The sequence below is a fragment of the Nonomuraea sp. NPDC048901 genome (assembly GCF_040649695.1).
Taxonomy (GTDB): domain Bacteria; phylum Actinomycetota; class Actinomycetes; order Streptosporangiales; family Streptosporangiaceae; genus Nonomuraea.
In genome coordinates, this window is sequence record NZ_JBEZFW010000005.1 from 32,318 (window position 1) to 49,030 (window position 16,713).

Below are 16,713 nucleotides of genomic sequence, written 5' to 3' on the forward strand. Positions count from 1 at the left end.
ATCCCGATTCCGATGACGCGTCGCCCAGGCTGTCCCTTCGACCCGCCCGAAGAGCTCGGGCACCTGCGCTCCGAACATCCCGTGGCCCCGATGGCCTATCCCGACGGCCATATCGGCTGGCTGGTGACCAGGCACGACCTGGTCCGCGCGGTCCTGGCCGACAAGCGATTCAGCCACCGGGCCGAGCTCACCCACAGCCCGTTCCCCGGGGCGACTCTCAGCGCGAAGCCCCGGCCCGCGCCGCCCGGCGCCTTTCCCTCGATGGACCCGCCCGAGCACACCCGCTACCGCCAGCTGCTCACCGGCCAGTTCACCGTCCGCCGGATGCGTCAGCTCACGGGCCGGATCGAGCAGATCACCGCCGAACACCTGGACGCGATGGAGCGGCACGGCCCGCCGGTGGACCTGGTGGAGGCGTTCGCGCTGCCGCTCCCGGCCCTGATGATCTGCGAACTGCTGGGCGTGCCGACCGCCGACCGGGCCGAGTTCCAGCACCACATGGCCGTGCTCGGGGGCATGGGCATATCTCCGGAGGACAAGGTCGCCGCCTTCGCCGCGGTGCAGGGGTTCATGCGCGACCTGGCGGCGGCCAAGCGCGTCCAGCCCACCGACGACCTGTTCAGCGGCCTGGCCAACGACAGCGACCTGACCGACGACGAGCTGTCCGTCATCGGCGGCATCCTCATGGGCGCCGGGTTCGACACCACCGCGAACATGCTCGCCCTGAGCGCCTTCGCCCTGATGAGCCACCCCGACCAGCTCGCGCTCCTGCGCGCCGACGCCGGCAGGGCCGTCGAGGAACTGCTGCGTCGCCTGAGCATCGTCCCCGGCCTGCACCGGGCCGCATTGGAGGACATCGAGCTCGGCGGGCAGCTGATCAAGGCCGGTCAGACCGTCACCGTGTCGATCCCGGCGGCCAACCACGACCCGCACCAGTTCGCCGACCCCGACGTACTCGACCTGGGCAGCCCGGCCACCGGGCACGTGGCCTTCGGCCATGGCGTCCACCAGTGCCTGGGCCAGCAGCTGGCCCGCGTCGAGCTGCAGGTCGGCCTGCCCGCGCTGTTCGAGCGGTTCCCGACGCTGCGCCTGGACGTACCGGCGGAGGAGGTGCCGCTGCGCACCGACATGATGATCTACGGCGTGCACCGGCTCCCGGTCACCTGGGACGTGGTGTGATGCGCATCGACGTGGACCCGGAACGCTGCTGCGCCGCGGGCATGTGCGTGCTCAGCGCTCCTGAAGTCTTCGACCAGCACCCCGACGACGGCGTAGTGGTCCTGCTCGACCCCGCGCCGCCGCCCGAACTCCACGCGGCCGTCCGCGAGGCCGCGCTGCTGTGCCCGGCCACGGCCATCGCTTTGACGGAGGAGCCGTGAGCGGCGTGCTCATCGTCGGCGCCTCGGCCGGGGGGCTCACCGTGGCGGAGATGTTGCGGGCCAAGGGGTACGCCGGGCAGATCCGGCTGGTCGGGCAGGAGCCGCATCTGCCCTATGACCGGCCACCGCTGTCGAAGGAGGTGCTGGCCGGAGCCTGGCCCGCCGAACGCGTCTTCCTGCGCGACCCCGCGCGGCTCGACGCGCTCGGCGCCGAGTTCATCCTCGGCCGCCGCGCCGAACGGCTCGACACCACCGCCCGTACGGTGGATCTCGACGACGGGCGGACGCTGTCCTATGACACGCTCGTCATCGCCACCGGGCTGAGCCCGCGCCGACCGCCGTTCCTGCGGGACCTTGCCGGCGCGCACACGTTGGGCGCTGATGACCTCGGCGGGGTGCATACGTTGCGCACTCTCGACGATGCCCTGGCCCTGCGCGAGCGGCTGCGCGGGGCGCGGCGGGTCGCGGTCATCGGTGCGGGCGTACTCGGCTGCGAGATCGCCGCCACCTCCCGCACCCTGGGCGCCGAGGTCACGCTCGTCGACCCCCTGCCGACCGTGATGGTCCGCCAGCTGGGCGACGAGCTCGGCAGCCTGGTGGGGGCACTCCACGAAAGCCATGGAGTCCGGGTACGCACCGGGGTGGGCGTGGCCGGCCTGACAGGAGCGGCTGCCGGGGATGGTTCGGGCAGGGACGGCCCGGGTGCGGATCGTCTAGGCGGGGGTGGTCCGGCCGAGCGGGTCGGTGCCGTCGAGTTGACCAGCGGCGAGAGTGTCCCCGCCGACGTGGTGGTGATCGCCGTCGGGTCCATCCCGGCCACCGGCTGGCTGGCCGGAAGCGGCCTGTCGCTCACCGACGGCGTCGAGTGCGACTCCCACTGCCGGGCCGCACCGGGCGTGTACGCCGTCGGCGACGTGGCCCGCTGGCACCACGAGCTTCTGGGTACGAGCATCCGCCTGGAGAACCGCACCAACGCCACCCAGCAAGCCATGGCCGTAGCCGCCGACATCATGGGCGACGGCGCGCCGTACACCCCGATCCCGTACTTCTGGACCGACCAGTACGACGTCAAGCTCCAGATCCACGGCCACATCCCACCCGGCGCCCGCCTGCGCCCACTCGACGGCGAGCCGGGCAGCGGCCGGTTCGCCGCCCTGGCCGAAGTGGACGGCGTCCCCACCGCGGCGATCGGCTGGAACCATCCGCGCGGCGTCAGGCTCGCCCGCGGGCACGTCACCGACGCCCTCCGATCCATGACTAGCGGGACCTGAACACCTGGACGGTGTACCGGCACTCCCGCGCCACACCGCCCACTAGCGGGGATGCGGTCTCGCGCATGAATGATCTTCGGATGTTCCACTGCTTCTCCGGCCATACCATCCACGCGGTGAGCGGCCTCGACGGTGTGCCTGGTGTGGTCGGGAGCGGGACCATCTGGACGTGGACTCGTCGCAGCTCCGTCTCTTCGCTAGGCGGCGGGGATCATCGTGGCCGCGTGCCGGGCCACCGCGGCGGCGCCCGTGCCCGCCAGGACGAAGAGGGCGGCCAGGCCGACCCAGCCCGCGGTGCCGTGTTCGACGGCGGTGGTGGCGAGGATCGGGGAGAACATGGCGGCGATCGCGTAGCCGGTCTGACTGAGGCCTTGGTAAGCACCGGCGCTGCGCTGGTCGGCCAGTTCGAAGGCCATGCCCCAGCCACCCGCCTCGCCCAGGATCTCACCCATGGTGTGGGCGAACGCGGCCAGGACGAACAGGACGCAGGCGACGATCATGTTTCCGTAGCCGGCCAGGGCGTACAGACCGCATGCCATCGCGAGCAGCCACGACGCGCGCCTGACCGTGCGCCCGGCCTTGCGCACGTCGTCGGTGCCGCGCGAGGCGCGCACCTGGAGTGCGGCCACGACCACGGTGTTGAGGACGAGGAGCACCGAGACGATGGCGGTGGGCGCGTCGATGGTGGCCACCCAGAGCGGCATGCCGACGGTCAGCAGGCCGAAGTGCGTGGCCACCACGGCGTTGCACGCCACGCTCGCGATGTACGTACGGTCCCGGAGCGGCGAAGGCCCGGTGGACGCGGTGCGCTCCCTGACGGCGGTCATCCTGGCGGCGAGCTCCGGCACCTGACGCCCGAGCCCGGCCAGCGGCACGGTGGCCGCCAGCAGCAAGACGCCGGCGACGATCATCGCCACACGGTACGCCGAAGCGGTGCCGATCAGGAGCGCCGCCGCAGCGGCCACCGTGCCCAGGCCGATGAAGACGTTCGTGACCACGCGCATCCGGGCCCGTACCTCGACTCGCTCCGGGCCGGTGTACCACCGCGCCAGCATCGCCTGCTTCGACGAGGAGCACACCGAACGCATGATCACGGCCAAGCAGGCGATCAGGGCGAACACGACGGCGTCGGAGGCGAACGTGTAGGCGAGCAGCGCAACCCCGTTGAGCCCCGTCGCCACCGTCTGGACGCGGTGCGCGCCGACCCGGTCAGCCAGCCACCCTCCCGCGTACGAGGCCATCACCCCGGTGCCGCCCGCGATGCCCAGCCCGAGACCCACCGTCGTCGCGCTGAGCCCGATGACGAGCGTGAAGTACAGCGTGCTGACGGTGTAGAAGACGCCGCTGGAGAGCGCGAACGCCATCGTGCTGACGGTCAGTGAGCGGGCGACGCGGTCCTGAGGGAAGAAGGTCTGGATCACGGGGGCTTTTATCTCGCAATAGGGCCTTTGTCGCCAATTGATGTAGCGTATGGCTTCATGGCCGGGCTGGTCGAGTACGAGCTCGCGGGGATGGATGTGGCCGACGTCCGCTTCGCCATCTCGCCGCTCAACGAGCTCACGTTGTCGTTGCGCACGTTCCGCGACCCCGGACGCTATCCCGTGCACCTGCCCTGGCTGCGCCGCACGGAGCAGGCCCGATCCACGCTGGACGTGCCCCTGCTGAAAGCGCTCACCAACGACGACATGTGGACACCGGACTACCTGTCGCCCCGCCCCCACGCCCCGCTTACCCGCATCGACGACGAACTCGCCACAGTCGCCCGCGTCCCGGTGGACCGGGTGCTCGATGACCTGCGCGTCATCCACCCCCGGCTCCCCGAGCCGCTGCGCGGCGACCCGTCGTCCCGCATCCTGGACGCGCTGCGGGACTACTGGCGTACCTGCTTCGCGCCCTGGTGGCCCAGGATGCGCGCGGTCCTGCAGGCCGACGTGGTCCACCGCGGCCAGGTCATCTCGGCCCGCGGCCTGGCCACGATGTTCGCCGACCTCAGCGAGCGTGTTCAGCTGAAGGACGGCGTCGTACGCATGAGGCTGATCAGCGACACCCGCTACCGGCGCTCCACCAGCGGCGAGGGCATCACCCTGGTCCCGACCCTCTTCACCCGGGCCTCCACCGTCCCCATCTCCCCGTCCGAGCCCCCTTTGATCATGTACGGCACTCGGGGCGTCGGCACGCTGTGGCAACCGGAGCCCCGTCACTCCCCAGGGGTGCTCACCGACCTTCTGGGCGCCACCCGGGCAGGGCTGCTCACCATGCTCGAGACCCCCGCCTCATCGACCGAACTCTCCGGCCGCCTGGGCGTCACCCCATCGGCCGTCAACCAGCACCTCCGCACCCTCCGCGCCGCCGGCCTCCTCGCCAGCGCCCGCCACGGCCGCTCGGTCCTCTATCTACGCTCGGAGCTCGGCGACGCCCTCGTCACCGGATCAGGACTCCGGGCCGCCGGTGGCGACCGCGAAGCGGAGGACGCCGCACACCCCGGTCCCGGTCAGTTCGGCCAGGAGGCCTGAGACGCCGAGCTGCTCGCCTTCTGGTCGGTGATTCACGTCCCAGATATTGAGATCCCCGCTGTCTTCGGCCACTTCCAGAGGGTGCTGCGGCCCGGCGGACTCGTGTTGGTCGGCTTCCATGTCGTGACGGGTCACGATTGAAGACGCAAGGTTATGGCGGCCATCCCATGAAGGTCCACGTTCACCACCGTCAGCCCGCCCAGGTGGCAGCCTGGCTGCGCGATGCCGGGTTCACGGTCGAAGCTCAGATGCTGTCAGGTGTCGAGGTGCAGGCGGAAGAAGGCGCATGGAAGGCCCAGGTGGCGTTCACTCTACGAATTCAACCTGTTCCGCAGCCGTTATAGCTGGCGGCGCATTGCGGCGCAGTCCATTGTGTGCCGATGGCGTTGGTCATGCTGGTAAAAGTGGAGACCCCCCAAGCCCATGCGGACAGGTCTTGTGGTGGCTGGTTTGCCTGAATGCCGAATCGGGAACCGTTTCCGGCTCGAATCTCAGCAGCCACTTTCTGGTAGGGAAGCCAGATATTCTGGTTCTGTTGGTAGTCTGTCATGTTAAGCCACAGCGTGTTTGCCGTCGCCTCGCCAGCAGTTGGCCACGCCAACCAATGAACCACATTGGACATCGGAAATAGCGGGCTGCTGATAACTCTCCAGCGTGGATCGTTGAAATCAGCCTGCAGGACCAACTGGCCGAGCGTGCCAGGTTGGTAGAGATAAAAATTGTATATGTTGGTCAATGCTTGGCCATTACCGGCGAGCGCCTGTCGCAAGCAAAGATCCCCGTACCAGCGAGCCTGGCGGTAGAAGTAATGACACCAGTCCGTCCCCCAGTACTCGGAACCTTCTTGTTGGGGTACTACAACCGTAGTATTCCTGGGATTGTCGCTGTAGGCCATGGCTCCCCTCGGGGCGGCAAGGCTGCCGCCTCCGCGCTCCTGGATCATGTTCAGCACAGGGGAGTCGTTGTTCGGATCTGGTGTAGCCCCAGTCGTCGATAGCCCGGTGGCAAAAACGGACGGGGATGGCGATGGTGCGTTGACGGCTGCCTTCGATGGGGATGCGGATGTGCTCCCGCGAATGGCCATCTGGCCATGGGCATCGCAGGCGGCCAGGGCGAGGGAGAATGCCCCTACGAGCACGAGTGTAATGAAATCCGGCTTGTTCGATGTCATCGAGGGCCTTCTTCGTCAGTTACGGCATGACCGGCCGCATTGCCCGCCACAGAACAGGACCATTATGTTCTGCCATGCCACTTACGATATGCGCACATATCGGGACGCGCCAGCCTGGGAGGTCAAAGTGGAGTTCCCGAAGAAGTCAAGAGTAGTCGTAATGCGCTTCTCTTGGAATTTTGTCAGTTTTGAAGACTTAGTGGGATTAGGCGCTCACCTTGTTCGTCAGGGGGAGCAGTTGGTTCTGCTCGTGCCCATGACCACCTTCCCCCAAGGGCTCGTGCTGTCCAGAAAATGAATCCGGCTGTCGCGAAGTACCGCGAATCACGAAAGCGGCTGCAGGCCTTCGTACATCGGCAGGATGTGATCGAGCCGGGTCGTGAATTGCGGTCGGCCCAGGTCCTGGTAGGCGCGCACCCAGAGGGGGAGCAGGCTGGTGAAGTGGGCGATGTCACGGTGGAACGCGTCCATGATTCCGTGCAGGGCGGTTGCCGGGAACCCCGCGCCCAGCAGTTGGGCGGCGTCGGCGAGGACGTCATCCAGCCGGTAGGAGTCCATGGGGCCGTCCGGGGCGAACGCGTCCGCCGGGGCCAGAACCCCGGGGCCGATTCCGTACGCACCGGGCTCGTGTCTCCATCCGGACGGGACCGCGAGCTCAAGGGGCACCACCACGTCGAAACCGTCCGGGGTGACGGCGCGTTCAGAGGCGGGGTCGAGGTCGAGCTCGGCGGCGACGCGGGCGATGAGGGAGCGGTCGTCGTCGCTGAGGTTCTCCTTGCGGAGGCCGAACGAGAGCATCCACTCCAGACCGGCCCGAGTGTCCCTGGCGACGACGCGTCCTCCGGGTTCCTGGCCGAAGAGGGCGACAGGGTGGTCGGTTCCGCCGAGTTCCGGCGCGGGCACCACCCATCCGACGTATATGCCATTGCCCAGATGGCCGAACTGCAGATACTCCGGCGTGGCGAACAACGGCACGTGGTCACCTCGCCACGCCGGACCTGGATAGGCCTCTTCCCAGCCGTCGGGAGCGCGGGGAACGGATTCCAGGTCGAACATGAAGTCGTAGTGCGTTGTCAGGAGTCCGTCGTCGTACAGCTCCTCGTCGATGAAGGCGTGCGGCCAGGCGATGTCGACCAGTTTGGCGAGCGCGGGCGGCGTGGGAAAAGGGAACAGGTCGTCGACCCAGGCCGGGGGCACAGCAGTCATGGCGATCAAGGTGCCACTCGCCCGGCGGGCGCGGCAAGCGGTTCGAGCACGTACGGCGGTTGTGGGGCCGTCGGCGTTGGGATCAGAAGTATGGATGGCGCCAAGAACGGGTAGAGCATCGGCGGATTCACCTTCTAGCAGGGTGTTGCAGACACCGCCGATGCTCCTCTGATATCTCCATATCCGCCCCGCAGACCAGCGAAGGCACGCGGAAACATCCCCCTCCCGCATGCATAATGATCAAGGAAAACCGCGAAACACGAGAGGATCCTGTAGTCCAGGCCGCGTGGACGGGGCAATCGATGTTGATGTTGGCATGGGAGTGCTATTCGCCGGCGGTCACTCGTGCCACGTACTTGCCGTTGCCGCGCCCGTCTGCGAGCAGCTGGTGCACGGCGGGTACGCCGGCGAGTGAGTCGACCTCGGTGGCGGCAACGTCGAGCCGGCCGGTGGCGAGCATGTCCAGGACGCGGCGCAGGGCTGCGGCGACGCGCTCGGGAGCGGAAGCGCTCAGGCCGGTGATGCTGAACCCACCGATCGCGACGTTGCCGCCGATGAGCCTGCCTGCGGGCGGGAGCGGGGCGGGTTGCGCGCCGCCGGCGTTGCCGAACAGCACGATCCGCCCGCCGGGCGCCGTGACCGCCAGATCGACGTCGAGCATGCTGGTGCCAAGAGGATCCAGTACGACGTCGACGCCTTTGCCTCCGGTGGCCGCACGTACCGCCTCGACCAGATCGTCCCCACGGGCGATGGCGATGTCATAGCCGCTCTTGCGCGCCGAGTCGACCTTGTTAGGGCGGCCGACGGTGCCGATGAGCAGTCCGCCCCCTACCGTGGGCGCCACCTGCGCGAGAGCGCTGCCCACGCCACCGCTGGCCGAGTGCACCAGCACGCTGTCGGTAGAGCCGAGCCGGGCGGCGTCGGTCAGCAGGAGCAGGGCGGTCGTGAACACCATCGGAGCGCCCGCCGCCGAGAGCAACGAGACCTGGTCCGGTATTGCAACGGTGAGCGCCGCACGAGCGCGTGCGACCTCGGCCAGGCCGCCCCCAGAAGTGAACGCGGCCACCCGCTGCCCCACGGCGAGGTCGCCGACGTCCGCACCCACCTCGCGCACGGTCCCGGCAACTTCCAGGCCGGGCACGTACGGCCAGGCAGATGCGTATCCGGGGTCGCCGCGGCGCGCCATCACGTCCATGAAGTTCACCCCGGCGTAGGCGACATCGATGGTCACCTCTCCCGGGCCCGGACGTGGCTCGTCGATCTCCTGGACCTGAGTGCGGTCCGATCCCTGTGACGGTGCGGCCATCAGCAAAGCACGCATAACGGGCTCCTATTTCGACGTTCGTCGTACGACGAAAGTAGTATCATGCTTGTACGATGTCTGTAAAAGGAGGTGCGGGATGCCCCGGTCACACGGCCGCCGAGCAACATTGACCCACCCGGACACCGACCAGTTCGACGTGCTGGACGTGCTGCATGCGCTCGCCGACCCGACCCGCATGACCATCGTACGAACCCTGCGCGTCGATCCCGAGCGAGCATGCGGCACCTTCCCGGTCGACGTCGCGCCCTCCACGCTCACGCACCACTTCCGGGTACTCCGAGAGGCCGGCATCATCCACCAGCGCGAGGACGGCAACCGTCGCTGGACCACACTCCGCTTGGGGGATCTCGAGAACCGCTTTCCTGGTCTCCTGGACGCCATCGTCAATACGTACAACCGGCAGATCGCATCGACCACCGCCTGACAGCGGTCATGTGATCGCCACCACGAGCAGGCCCGCCCAGCGCGGCCCCTGCGGTCAGTATCGCCGTCGCGGGGCCACGTGCCCGGCTGCCAGCCGTCGATGGCGAAGGTGACCAGGGCGCCCAGCTGCCGGCCGTGGTCGAACGCGGACTCCGGGCAGGTCGGCGAGCCTGTCGCGCAGGCTGGCGGCCAGTGCGGGGGTACGGCGGGCGTGGCGTCCATGCCGACCTCGCGGGCGTAGCGTGCGGCGGCCGCGCAGCCGAGCACGAGGGCGTAGGGGAACTCCGAGTCCTCGAACCTGGCTGCCGTCTCGACGGGTTCGTAACGGCCGGGCTCCACCCAGCGCGCGCCGTACATGTCGATGAAGAGCGGCTCATAGCCGGCGCGCAGCACGCGGTCGGAGACGTACAGGAAGCCCGAACCGCGAGGTCCACGCAGGAACTTGCGGCAGGTGGCGGTGAGCATGAACGCGGGACCAGGCTCAGCGATCAGCTCGCGGACCGGCGGGTCCCCGGCCGCAGCCGATCTCGGCCACGTCGACCGGGTACTGGCCGACCGACTGGCAGGCGCCCGACCTTCGTTGGAGATGAAGTCGTTGCGGGTGGTCAGGATGACATCGTCGGCCTTGAACGGGATCGCCGACAAGGCGGTGGAGAACGCATGGGTTGCGCTACCGGCGAAGGCGATGTTCTCGGGAGTGCAGTTGATCAGGGCGGCGGTCTCGGTGTAGAACTCGCGCACCTGCTCGGCGCGGGCGGCCGAGGCCTCGTAGCCGCCGATGTGCGCTTCCAGCCGCAGGTGGTCGACCCATCGCGGCCAGCACGGGCGTGGCCAGCAGGCCGCAGCCGGCGTTGTTGAAGTGCACGATGTCGCCGGCGCCGGGGGTTTTCGCCGCCGAGCACGCGCATCGTCCAGTTACCCGCCTACGCGCCCGAACTGAACCCCGTCGAGGGCGACCAGCCCCCGGTCAGTGGCGTAGGAGCGTCAGGTTTGTCTGGCCATCGGCGACGGTGAGCTGGGCCTGGCCGCCGACCGGAAAAGTGGCCAAGGGGTTGGTATGGCCGACGTCGATGTTGGCCAGGACGGGGATGCCGGTCAGTATCGGCTGGGCGTCGATGATCTGTTCCAGCAATGGGCGGGTCATATTGCTGGCGCGCTGGAACCGTCCGATCGCCAGTCCTCGAATCCCCGGAGCGTCGGGAAGCTGGAGCAGCGAGGTCAGATTGCGGGCGAAGGTCGCCGGCTGTGACTCGAAGTCGTCCTCGATGATCAATATCGCGTCGGCAAGGGCTGGCATGTAGGGAGTGCCTTGCAGCAGGTTGAGGGTGCACAGATTGCCGCCGACGATCCGCCCTTCGGCGATGCCGGGCCGGATCGGCCACCATCCCTCGTTGGGTGTCAGTTCGCGCTTGTCCTGGTCGAGGAACCAGAGATCGTCGCTCCATTGTGCTGCCGGGGTCAGGGTGATCGGGGCGGTGTCGAACGTGACCGAGGTGAACCAGCGCAGGGTCTGCTCGAGGTGGTCTCGCATCCCGAAGGTCGACCAGTGCGGGCCGGAGTAGGTGACCAACCCGGTGCGGGTGAGGATGGCGTTCTGCAGCGCCGTGATATCGGAGTATCCGCACAAGATTTTCGGGTTGGCGCGGATCAATTCCCAGTCCAGGTACGGCAGGAGCTCATTGGAGTTGTAGCCGCCGATGACCGTCAGAATCGCCGCGACCGATGGATCCGCGAATGCCTCGTGCAGGTCGGTGACGCGTGAGGCGATGCTGGAGGAGTTGAACGCGTCTCGCTCGTCGACATGGCTGCCATAGGAGAGCGTCAGGCCAAGTTCGGCGAAACGGGAGTTGATGATGTCGGTGTGGTCGTGTTCCATCACGAACGCGCGGGACACGGCCGGCGCCACCACTCGTATGACGTCACCATCGGTCAGCTTGGGAGGGAAGATCACATCCATCATTGCCGGAGTGTAACGGGGGCGGGGGCAATCTGGCGCTCCCATTCGTTGGCTGTCTCTGCCGCGTATTGGGTGGGATCGGGTATCGCCGAGTTCCCGGTGCGCGTCCCTGACGACGAAGTACGGCTGCTGCTCATCAGTGACACGATCAATGTGACCGACGGTGCCAGTCGGGAGGCGTGTGCGTCGTCGGCAGGGTGGTCAGGAGATCGACGCATTCGCGGGCGCAGCACGGAAAGGGTCGATAATTGATCTTCGGCCTCGACCTTTCGAGCGCCTGGCTTCGGGAGGTGGAGCATGACAAGTCACAGGGCGGTGAGGTGGGTAGCGGTCGCCGCAGTATTGGGCGTGGCCGCGTCGGGATGTGGAGCACAACCGGCCAACATCGCAGCCCGGACCGCCACATCCGTATCTCCTCCGCCGAGTGCGTCCGCGTCGGCGTCGTTATCCGTGTCTCCCTCGCCGAGTGCGTCCGCGTCGGCGTGGCTGGATGTGAGGATCATGAAACGGGGGCAGGAGGACAAAACTCCCAATCCCGGTTCGGGCGCGGGCGACCCACGGCTGGTCGCAGCCCTGCTCACTCGCTTCCGAGACGTGCGGGAGTGGTCGTACGTGCCGGGTGCCGTCGTTGCGTTGCCCGTCGCCGACCTGGAGTCCACTTTTATTCCACTGCGCCAGATCAGCACCCCTTTTGTGGGGCCGGAGGAGTGCGACAAGTGGACCGCCGGAATGTGGTTCGAGGTGCTGCGTAGGTACAACACCGCAGGTGCGCAGATGGCCGTCACCGCGATCACCGAGTCCGTCCCCAACTCAGGGACGCAGCACCTGCGACGGCCCGAGGGTGCGGGCTTCCACGAGGCGATCATCACCGGCTCCCCGGACATGCTGAACCGTCTTGGGGATCCGAGTCTGCCCGCGCGATGCCGCCACTTGTCCGATGCGGACGTCGGATCCGGAGACATCCAGCCGATAGATGTTCCACGCCTGGGCGAACGAGCCTGGGCCTATCGCATCACCGGCAGCGGGAAGGTCCCCATCTGGCACTGGGTGGAGGTGATCCAGACCTCGCGGTATCTGCTGGAGATCCGGATCCCGAATCAGGAACCGCGCCCTCGCGCCAATCCCGCCAAACTGCTCCCCCAGATCGCCCAAGAGGCCTATGAAAAGGCGGAGGCGGCACTCCACTAGCTGCCTCGCTGAACTCTTCGCATCCATACGCCCCTGACCCAGCCGCCGCGGGAGGGCCTGGCTTGACCGGTGGTGCCAGAAGCTGTCAGTTCGGCGCTTCGTCTATTCCTGGCCTGAGAGGTACTGGCGTGCTCTCCCTCACGCGGCCGAGGCTTCCTAAGGTGGAGTCATGAGCACCACTTCTCTCCAGTTGAACAACGGCGTCGTGATGCCGGCTCTCGGCTTCGGCGTCTTCCAGTCGTCTCCGGAAGAGACCGCCGCGGCGGTCGAGACCGCGCTGAAGACTGGCTACCGGCACATCGACACCGCCGCCGCGTACGGCAACGAGCGCCAGGTGGGCGAGGGCATCCGCCGTTCGGGGCTGGACCGCTCGGAGGTGTTCATCGAGACCAAGGTCTGGGTGAGCGACTACGGGTACGACCAGACCCTGCATGCCTTCGACAAGGCCGCCGGGAAGCTCGGTGTGGAGCAGATCGACCTGCTGATCCTGCACCAGCCGGCGCCGAAGGGATTCGAGGCGACCATCGCCGCCTATCGAGCGCTCGAGAAACTTCTGTCCGACGGGAAGGTCCGCTCCATCGGGATCAGCAACTTCATGCCCCGGCACCTGGCCGAGCTGATCGAACGCACCGATGTCGTGCCCGCGGTGAACCAGATCGAGCTGCACCCCTACTTCACCCAGCCCGAGGTGCAGAAGGCCGACGCGGAGCACGGCATCCTCACCCAGGCGTGGTCGCCCATCGGCGGCATCACCTTCTATCCCGGCTGGGGCGAGCACCGCAGAAGCGTGCTTTCCGATCCGGTGCTGCGTGAGATCGCGGACGCGCACGGGAAGACTCCGGCCCAGGTGATGCTCCGCTGGCACCTGCAGCAGGGGCGTTCCGCCATCCCGAAGTCCGTCAATCCCGCCCGCATCGCCGAGAACTTCGACGTGTTCGACTTCGAACTGTCAGCCGAGGAGATCGCCCGCGTCGACGCGCTCGACACCGGCGTGCGCAGCGGTCCGGACCCCGACGAGCGGGACCCGATCAGCCTGGGGATCGTCATCCCTGAGGCGTAAGCGCCGCTTCGCCTGACGACCGTGAAACGCTCGGAGCCGTATATGACTACCGGGTCACCTGACCGTCTTCCAGGGAGGATATTTCCCCTACGTGCGTGCGGGTGAGGGCGAGGAGGCGGTCGTCTTAGCCGGTGATCTGTCCGGCGGGGAAACGTGGACTGCCGAGGTATGTCCACCCGGTGTAGCCCGGCTTGTAGACGCCTGGTTCGAGATACTTGAACCATCTGAGCTCGCCACTGCGGAGCAGGATGTAAAAGACGCCCCGGTAGGCCGTCTCGTCCTGGTGGATCAGCCATCCGGTGCCGTTGGGTTCGTAATCGTCTCTGAACCAGGTCCGGCCGCCTTTCTCGGGTGCGTGCTGGCGGTGCCAGTACAGGTCTCCGCGTGCGTCGATGGTGAACAGGACGCCGTCTTCCAATGCGATGATGCGGCGGTAGCGTTGCCAGCCCCGCTTGACCACCTTGCAGCGCCCGGCGTTCACCCATGGTTCGACAGCGTCGGGTCCCAGATAGCGATACCAGCAGAGTCGGCCGTTGGGCAGGAGGCCGTAGAAGATCTGATCCGAGCCGTTTCCGGGGGCGGCGGTGAAATCCCTGAATGCGTTGAACCCGTGCCCGATGCCCTGGCCGGAGTCGGCTTCCATACGTGCGCCCGGCTGATATTTGAAGAGGAACAGGTCGCCTGACGCGTCCACCCCATAAAGGGAACCGTCCGCTCCTGCCTCCAGCCAGCGGAATCGGTTCCAGCCGCCGCCAAGTTCCTCTCCCTTTGGGGCCAGCCACTTGGCGCCGCCGTTCTCGGGATCGGTGTGGACGAATCGGCGGAGGGTTCCGTCGGCGAAGATCGCGTAGAGCACGCCGGAACCCGCATAGGTGATCTTTCTCGCCTTTGCGAAGGATGGGAGCGTCTGCGCCACCTTCGCGGTCTGCGAGGGTGGTGTGTCATCGCCGAGGAAGCGCACATAGGCGGGTATCGCGGCGATGGCTGGGATCAGCACGGCTCCGGCCAGCCACATCAAGAACGTGTGGCGATCGACCCGCCGGTGAGGCTCCTCTTCTCGGGCTGATTTCTCTTTCTGCGGCTCTTTCTGTGTCCGGGGGCGGGCGGCGGTGCGGGCACGGGAACGTGGTGGCATCGGAGGTTCTCGTCCGGGGGAAGGGCGAGTCCAATGACAACATGTCGTCGCTCTCCGCGCTAGCGTAATCACGAAAAGTGAGCATGAGTCGGGAGAGGCCTGGGGCCGGGGGAGCGCGAGGGGGCTGGCAAGCCCCCTCGCTAAGGGCGAAGCCCCCAGTGAGGCTGCCCGAGCGCAGCGAGGACCATGCCTGTCGGGGGTCGAAGGGGGCGGCAGCCCCCTGGGAGGCGCTGCCCGAGCCATGGGCGCGCAGCGCCTCCGCAATGAGGACCTTGCCTTAGGAGGTGGTTTCGCGCCACCTGTTGGTGATGGGGAGGCGGCGGTCGCGGCCGAAGTTCTTCGGGGTGATCTTCGGGCCCGGCGGGTACTGCCGGCGCTTGTACTCCGCCGTGTCCACCAGCCGGATGATGCGCGTCACCAGGGCGGGGTCGTGGCCGGCCGCGATGAGCTCCTGTACGCCCATGTCCTTCTCGACGTAGTCGTCGAGCAGCCGGTCCAGCACCTCGTACGGCGGCAGCGAGTCGGTGTCGCGCTGGTCGGGACGCAGCTCGGCGCTCGGCTCCTTGGTGATCGAGTTCTCCGGGATGGGCCGCTCGGCGTCGAGGCGGAACGACGGGTCGCCGTGGGCGTTGCGCCAGCGGGACAGCTCCCACACCATCGTTTTCGGTACGTCCTTGATCGGGGCGAAGCCGCCCGCCGAGTCGCCGTACAGCGTGGAGTAGCCCGTCGCCAGCTCGCTCTTGTTGCCGGTCGTCAGCACCAGGTGGCCGTGTTCGTTGGACAGGCCCATGAGGATCGTGCCGCGGACGCGGGCCTGCAGGTTCTCGGCGGCCAGCCCGGACAGGTCGATCTCCTTCTCGAAGGCGTCGACGATCTCGCCGATCGGCACCACCTGGGCGTTGATGCCCTGCCTGCGTACCAGCTCTTCGGCGTCGCCGAGCGAGTGGTCGGAGGAGTAGCGCGAGGGCATCAGCACCACGTGGACCCGATCGGGCCCGATCGCGTCGGAGGCGATGGTCGCGGTCAGCGCCGAGTCGATGCCGCCGGACAGGCCGAGGATCACCGACTGGAAGCCGTTCTTGACCACATAGTCGCGTACGGCCAGCACCAGCGCCGAGTAGACCTCCGCGTGCGGGTCCAGGCGCTCGGCCACCGGCGCGGGCACGGGCTCGCGCGGCTCGACCGGGTCGGACGACAGCACCAGGCGGTCCACGGTGATGGTGGAGCCGTCGCCGGCGTCGTACGGGAACGACCCGGTCTCGGCGGTGGAGACCGGGAGATCCAGGTCCACCACGAGCAGCTCCTCGCGGAACTGCCCGGCGCGCGCCACCAGCTCGCCGGCCGCGTCCACCACGATCGAGTCGCCGTCGAAGACCAGCTCGTCCTGCCCGCCGACCTGGTTGACGTAGACGAGCGCGCACCCGGCCTCACGCGCCCTGCGCGCGCACAGCTCCAGGCGTACGTCGTCCTTCTCCTTCTCGTACGGCGAGGCGTTGGGCGCCACCAGCAGACCGGCGCCGGCCTGGCCGACCACGGCCACCGGGCCGCCCTCCTGCCACAGGTCCTCGCAGACCGCGATCGCCACGTCGACCCCGTGCAGCCGGAAGATCGGCAGCCGGTCGCCGCGCACGAAGTAGCGGTATTCGTCGAACACGCCGTAGTTGGGCAGGTGGTGCTTGGCCGTGCGGACGACGACCTCGCCCCGGTGGAGCACCGCGGCGGCGTCGAGCGAGGCGCCCTTGGGCTGGCCGATGCGCGGCGCGAGCCCCGCCCGGTCGACGTAGCCGACGACCACGGGCAGCTCGCCCAGCCCCTCCTCTCGCAGCCTGAGCGCGACCTCGCCCAGCGTCCTGATGCTGGCGTCCACGAAGGATGTACGCAGGACCAGGTCCTCCACCGGATAGCCGGTCAAGAACATCTCCGTGAACACGACGAGGTGCGCGCCGCGGTCCGCGGCGTCGCGGGTCCACGTGAGCAGTCGGTCGGCGTTGCCGGAGAGGTCGCCTACGGTCGGTTTGGTCTGTGCCAGCGCGATACGGAGTTGTGCCACAAAGGTCAGCCTAGTACGGTGCCGTTTTTATCGTCC

16 protein-coding genes are annotated in these 16,713 nt (G+C 67.8%); 9 read left to right on the plus strand and 7 right to left on the minus strand.

From position 1 onward, the window contains the following. Positions 1-12: 12 nt before the first annotated feature. From AB0C30_RS17795 to AB0C30_RS17805, 3 genes are read left to right on the plus strand one after another with little or no spacing between them, the layout of a single operon-like run. Positions 13-1,179 (plus strand): cytochrome P450, encoded by a 1,167-nt coding sequence (locus AB0C30_RS17795; RefSeq protein ID WP_357944713.1) that lies wholly within the window; start codon positions 13-15, stop codon positions 1,177-1,179. After that, a complete protein-coding gene (locus tag AB0C30_RS17800; protein ID WP_357944715.1) occupies positions 1,179-1,379 on the plus strand; it encodes a ferredoxin in 201 nt (66 codons plus the stop codon). Before AB0C30_RS17795 ends, AB0C30_RS17800 begins: the two co-directional genes overlap by 1 nt. Further along, positions 1,376-2,650: an FAD-dependent oxidoreductase gene (locus AB0C30_RS17805; RefSeq protein ID WP_357944718.1), complete on the plus strand. Its 1,275-nt coding sequence runs from the start codon at positions 1,376-1,378 to the stop codon at positions 2,648-2,650. Before AB0C30_RS17800 ends, AB0C30_RS17805 begins: the two co-directional genes overlap by 4 nt. Positions 2,651-2,847: 197 nt before the next feature. Here AB0C30_RS17805 and AB0C30_RS17810 read toward each other — a convergent pair whose 3' ends face one another. Continuing rightward, positions 2,848-4,071, minus strand: coding sequence for an MFS transporter (locus AB0C30_RS17810; RefSeq protein ID WP_357944721.1), 1,224 nt, complete (start codon positions 4,069-4,071; stop codon positions 2,848-2,850). Positions 4,072-4,128: 57 nt separating this feature from the next. Between AB0C30_RS17810 and AB0C30_RS17815 the strand changes: the two genes are divergently transcribed. Further along, a complete protein-coding gene (locus AB0C30_RS17815) occupies positions 4,129-5,163 on the plus strand; it encodes a DUF5937 family protein (RefSeq protein ID WP_357944723.1) in 1,035 nt (344 codons plus the stop codon). A gap of 167 nt (positions 5,164-5,330) precedes the next feature. Then, positions 5,331-5,507 carry a hypothetical protein gene (locus AB0C30_RS17820; protein ID WP_357944726.1) on the plus strand — a complete coding sequence of 59 codons (177 nt, stop codon included), beginning with the start codon at positions 5,331-5,333 and terminating at the stop codon, positions 5,505-5,507. On the opposite strand, the gene AB0C30_RS17825 is transcribed toward AB0C30_RS17820, so the two are convergent. From AB0C30_RS17825 to AB0C30_RS17835, 3 genes are all read right to left on the minus strand, one after another. Further along, the gene (locus AB0C30_RS17825) at positions 5,483-6,334 is read right to left on the minus strand and encodes a hypothetical protein (protein ID WP_357944728.1); all 852 of its coding nucleotides are present in this window, start codon (positions 6,332-6,334) and stop codon (positions 5,483-5,485) included. The genes AB0C30_RS17820 and AB0C30_RS17825 overlap by 25 nt on opposite strands. A gap of 324 nt (positions 6,335-6,658) precedes the next feature. Then, positions 6,659-7,540: a hypothetical protein gene (locus AB0C30_RS17830; RefSeq protein ID WP_357944731.1), complete on the minus strand. Its 882-nt coding sequence runs from the start codon at positions 7,538-7,540 to the stop codon at positions 6,659-6,661. A gap of 325 nt (positions 7,541-7,865) precedes the next feature. Next, entirely contained in the window at positions 7,866-8,861 is a 996-nt protein-coding gene (locus tag AB0C30_RS17835) for a zinc-binding dehydrogenase (RefSeq protein WP_357944734.1), read from the minus strand. Positions 8,862-8,940: 79 nt separating this feature from the next. On the opposite strand from AB0C30_RS17835, the gene AB0C30_RS17840 reads away from it, so the two are divergent. Together AB0C30_RS17840 and AB0C30_RS17845 are read left to right on the plus strand one after the other, a co-directional pair. Beyond that, the gene (locus tag AB0C30_RS17840; protein WP_357944737.1) at positions 8,941-9,288 is read left to right on the plus strand and encodes a metalloregulator ArsR/SmtB family transcription factor; all 348 of its coding nucleotides are present in this window, start codon (positions 8,941-8,943) and stop codon (positions 9,286-9,288) included. Between the two features lie 462 nt (positions 9,289-9,750). Beyond that, positions 9,751-10,017, plus strand: coding sequence for a hypothetical protein (locus tag AB0C30_RS17845; RefSeq protein WP_357944740.1), 267 nt, complete (start codon positions 9,751-9,753; stop codon positions 10,015-10,017). A gap of 237 nt (positions 10,018-10,254) precedes the next feature. Here AB0C30_RS17845 and AB0C30_RS17850 read toward each other — a convergent pair whose 3' ends face one another. Next, positions 10,255-11,247 (minus strand): S66 peptidase family protein, encoded by a 993-nt coding sequence (locus AB0C30_RS17850; RefSeq protein WP_357944743.1) that lies wholly within the window; start codon positions 11,245-11,247, stop codon positions 10,255-10,257. 498 nt (positions 11,248-11,745) lie between these two features. Between AB0C30_RS17850 and AB0C30_RS17855 the strand changes: the two genes are divergently transcribed. Beyond that, positions 11,746-12,432: a hypothetical protein gene (locus tag AB0C30_RS17855; protein WP_357944745.1), complete on the plus strand. Its 687-nt coding sequence runs from the start codon at positions 11,746-11,748 to the stop codon at positions 12,430-12,432. 169 nt (positions 12,433-12,601) lie between these two features. Then, entirely contained in the window at positions 12,602-13,492 is an 891-nt protein-coding gene (locus tag AB0C30_RS17860; protein WP_357944747.1) for an aldo/keto reductase, read from the plus strand. Between the two features lie 124 nt (positions 13,493-13,616). Here AB0C30_RS17860 and AB0C30_RS17865 read toward each other — a convergent pair whose 3' ends face one another. Continuing rightward, positions 13,617-14,627 carry a tachylectin-related carbohydrate-binding protein gene (locus AB0C30_RS17865; protein ID WP_357944750.1) on the minus strand — a complete coding sequence of 337 codons (1,011 nt, stop codon included), beginning with the start codon at positions 14,625-14,627 and terminating at the stop codon, positions 13,617-13,619. A 277-nt stretch (positions 14,628-14,904) separates the two neighbouring features. Continuing rightward, positions 14,905-16,677: an NAD+ synthase gene (locus tag AB0C30_RS17870; protein ID WP_357944752.1), complete on the minus strand. Its 1,773-nt coding sequence runs from the start codon at positions 16,675-16,677 to the stop codon at positions 14,905-14,907. Positions 16,678-16,713 lie beyond the last annotated feature (36 nt).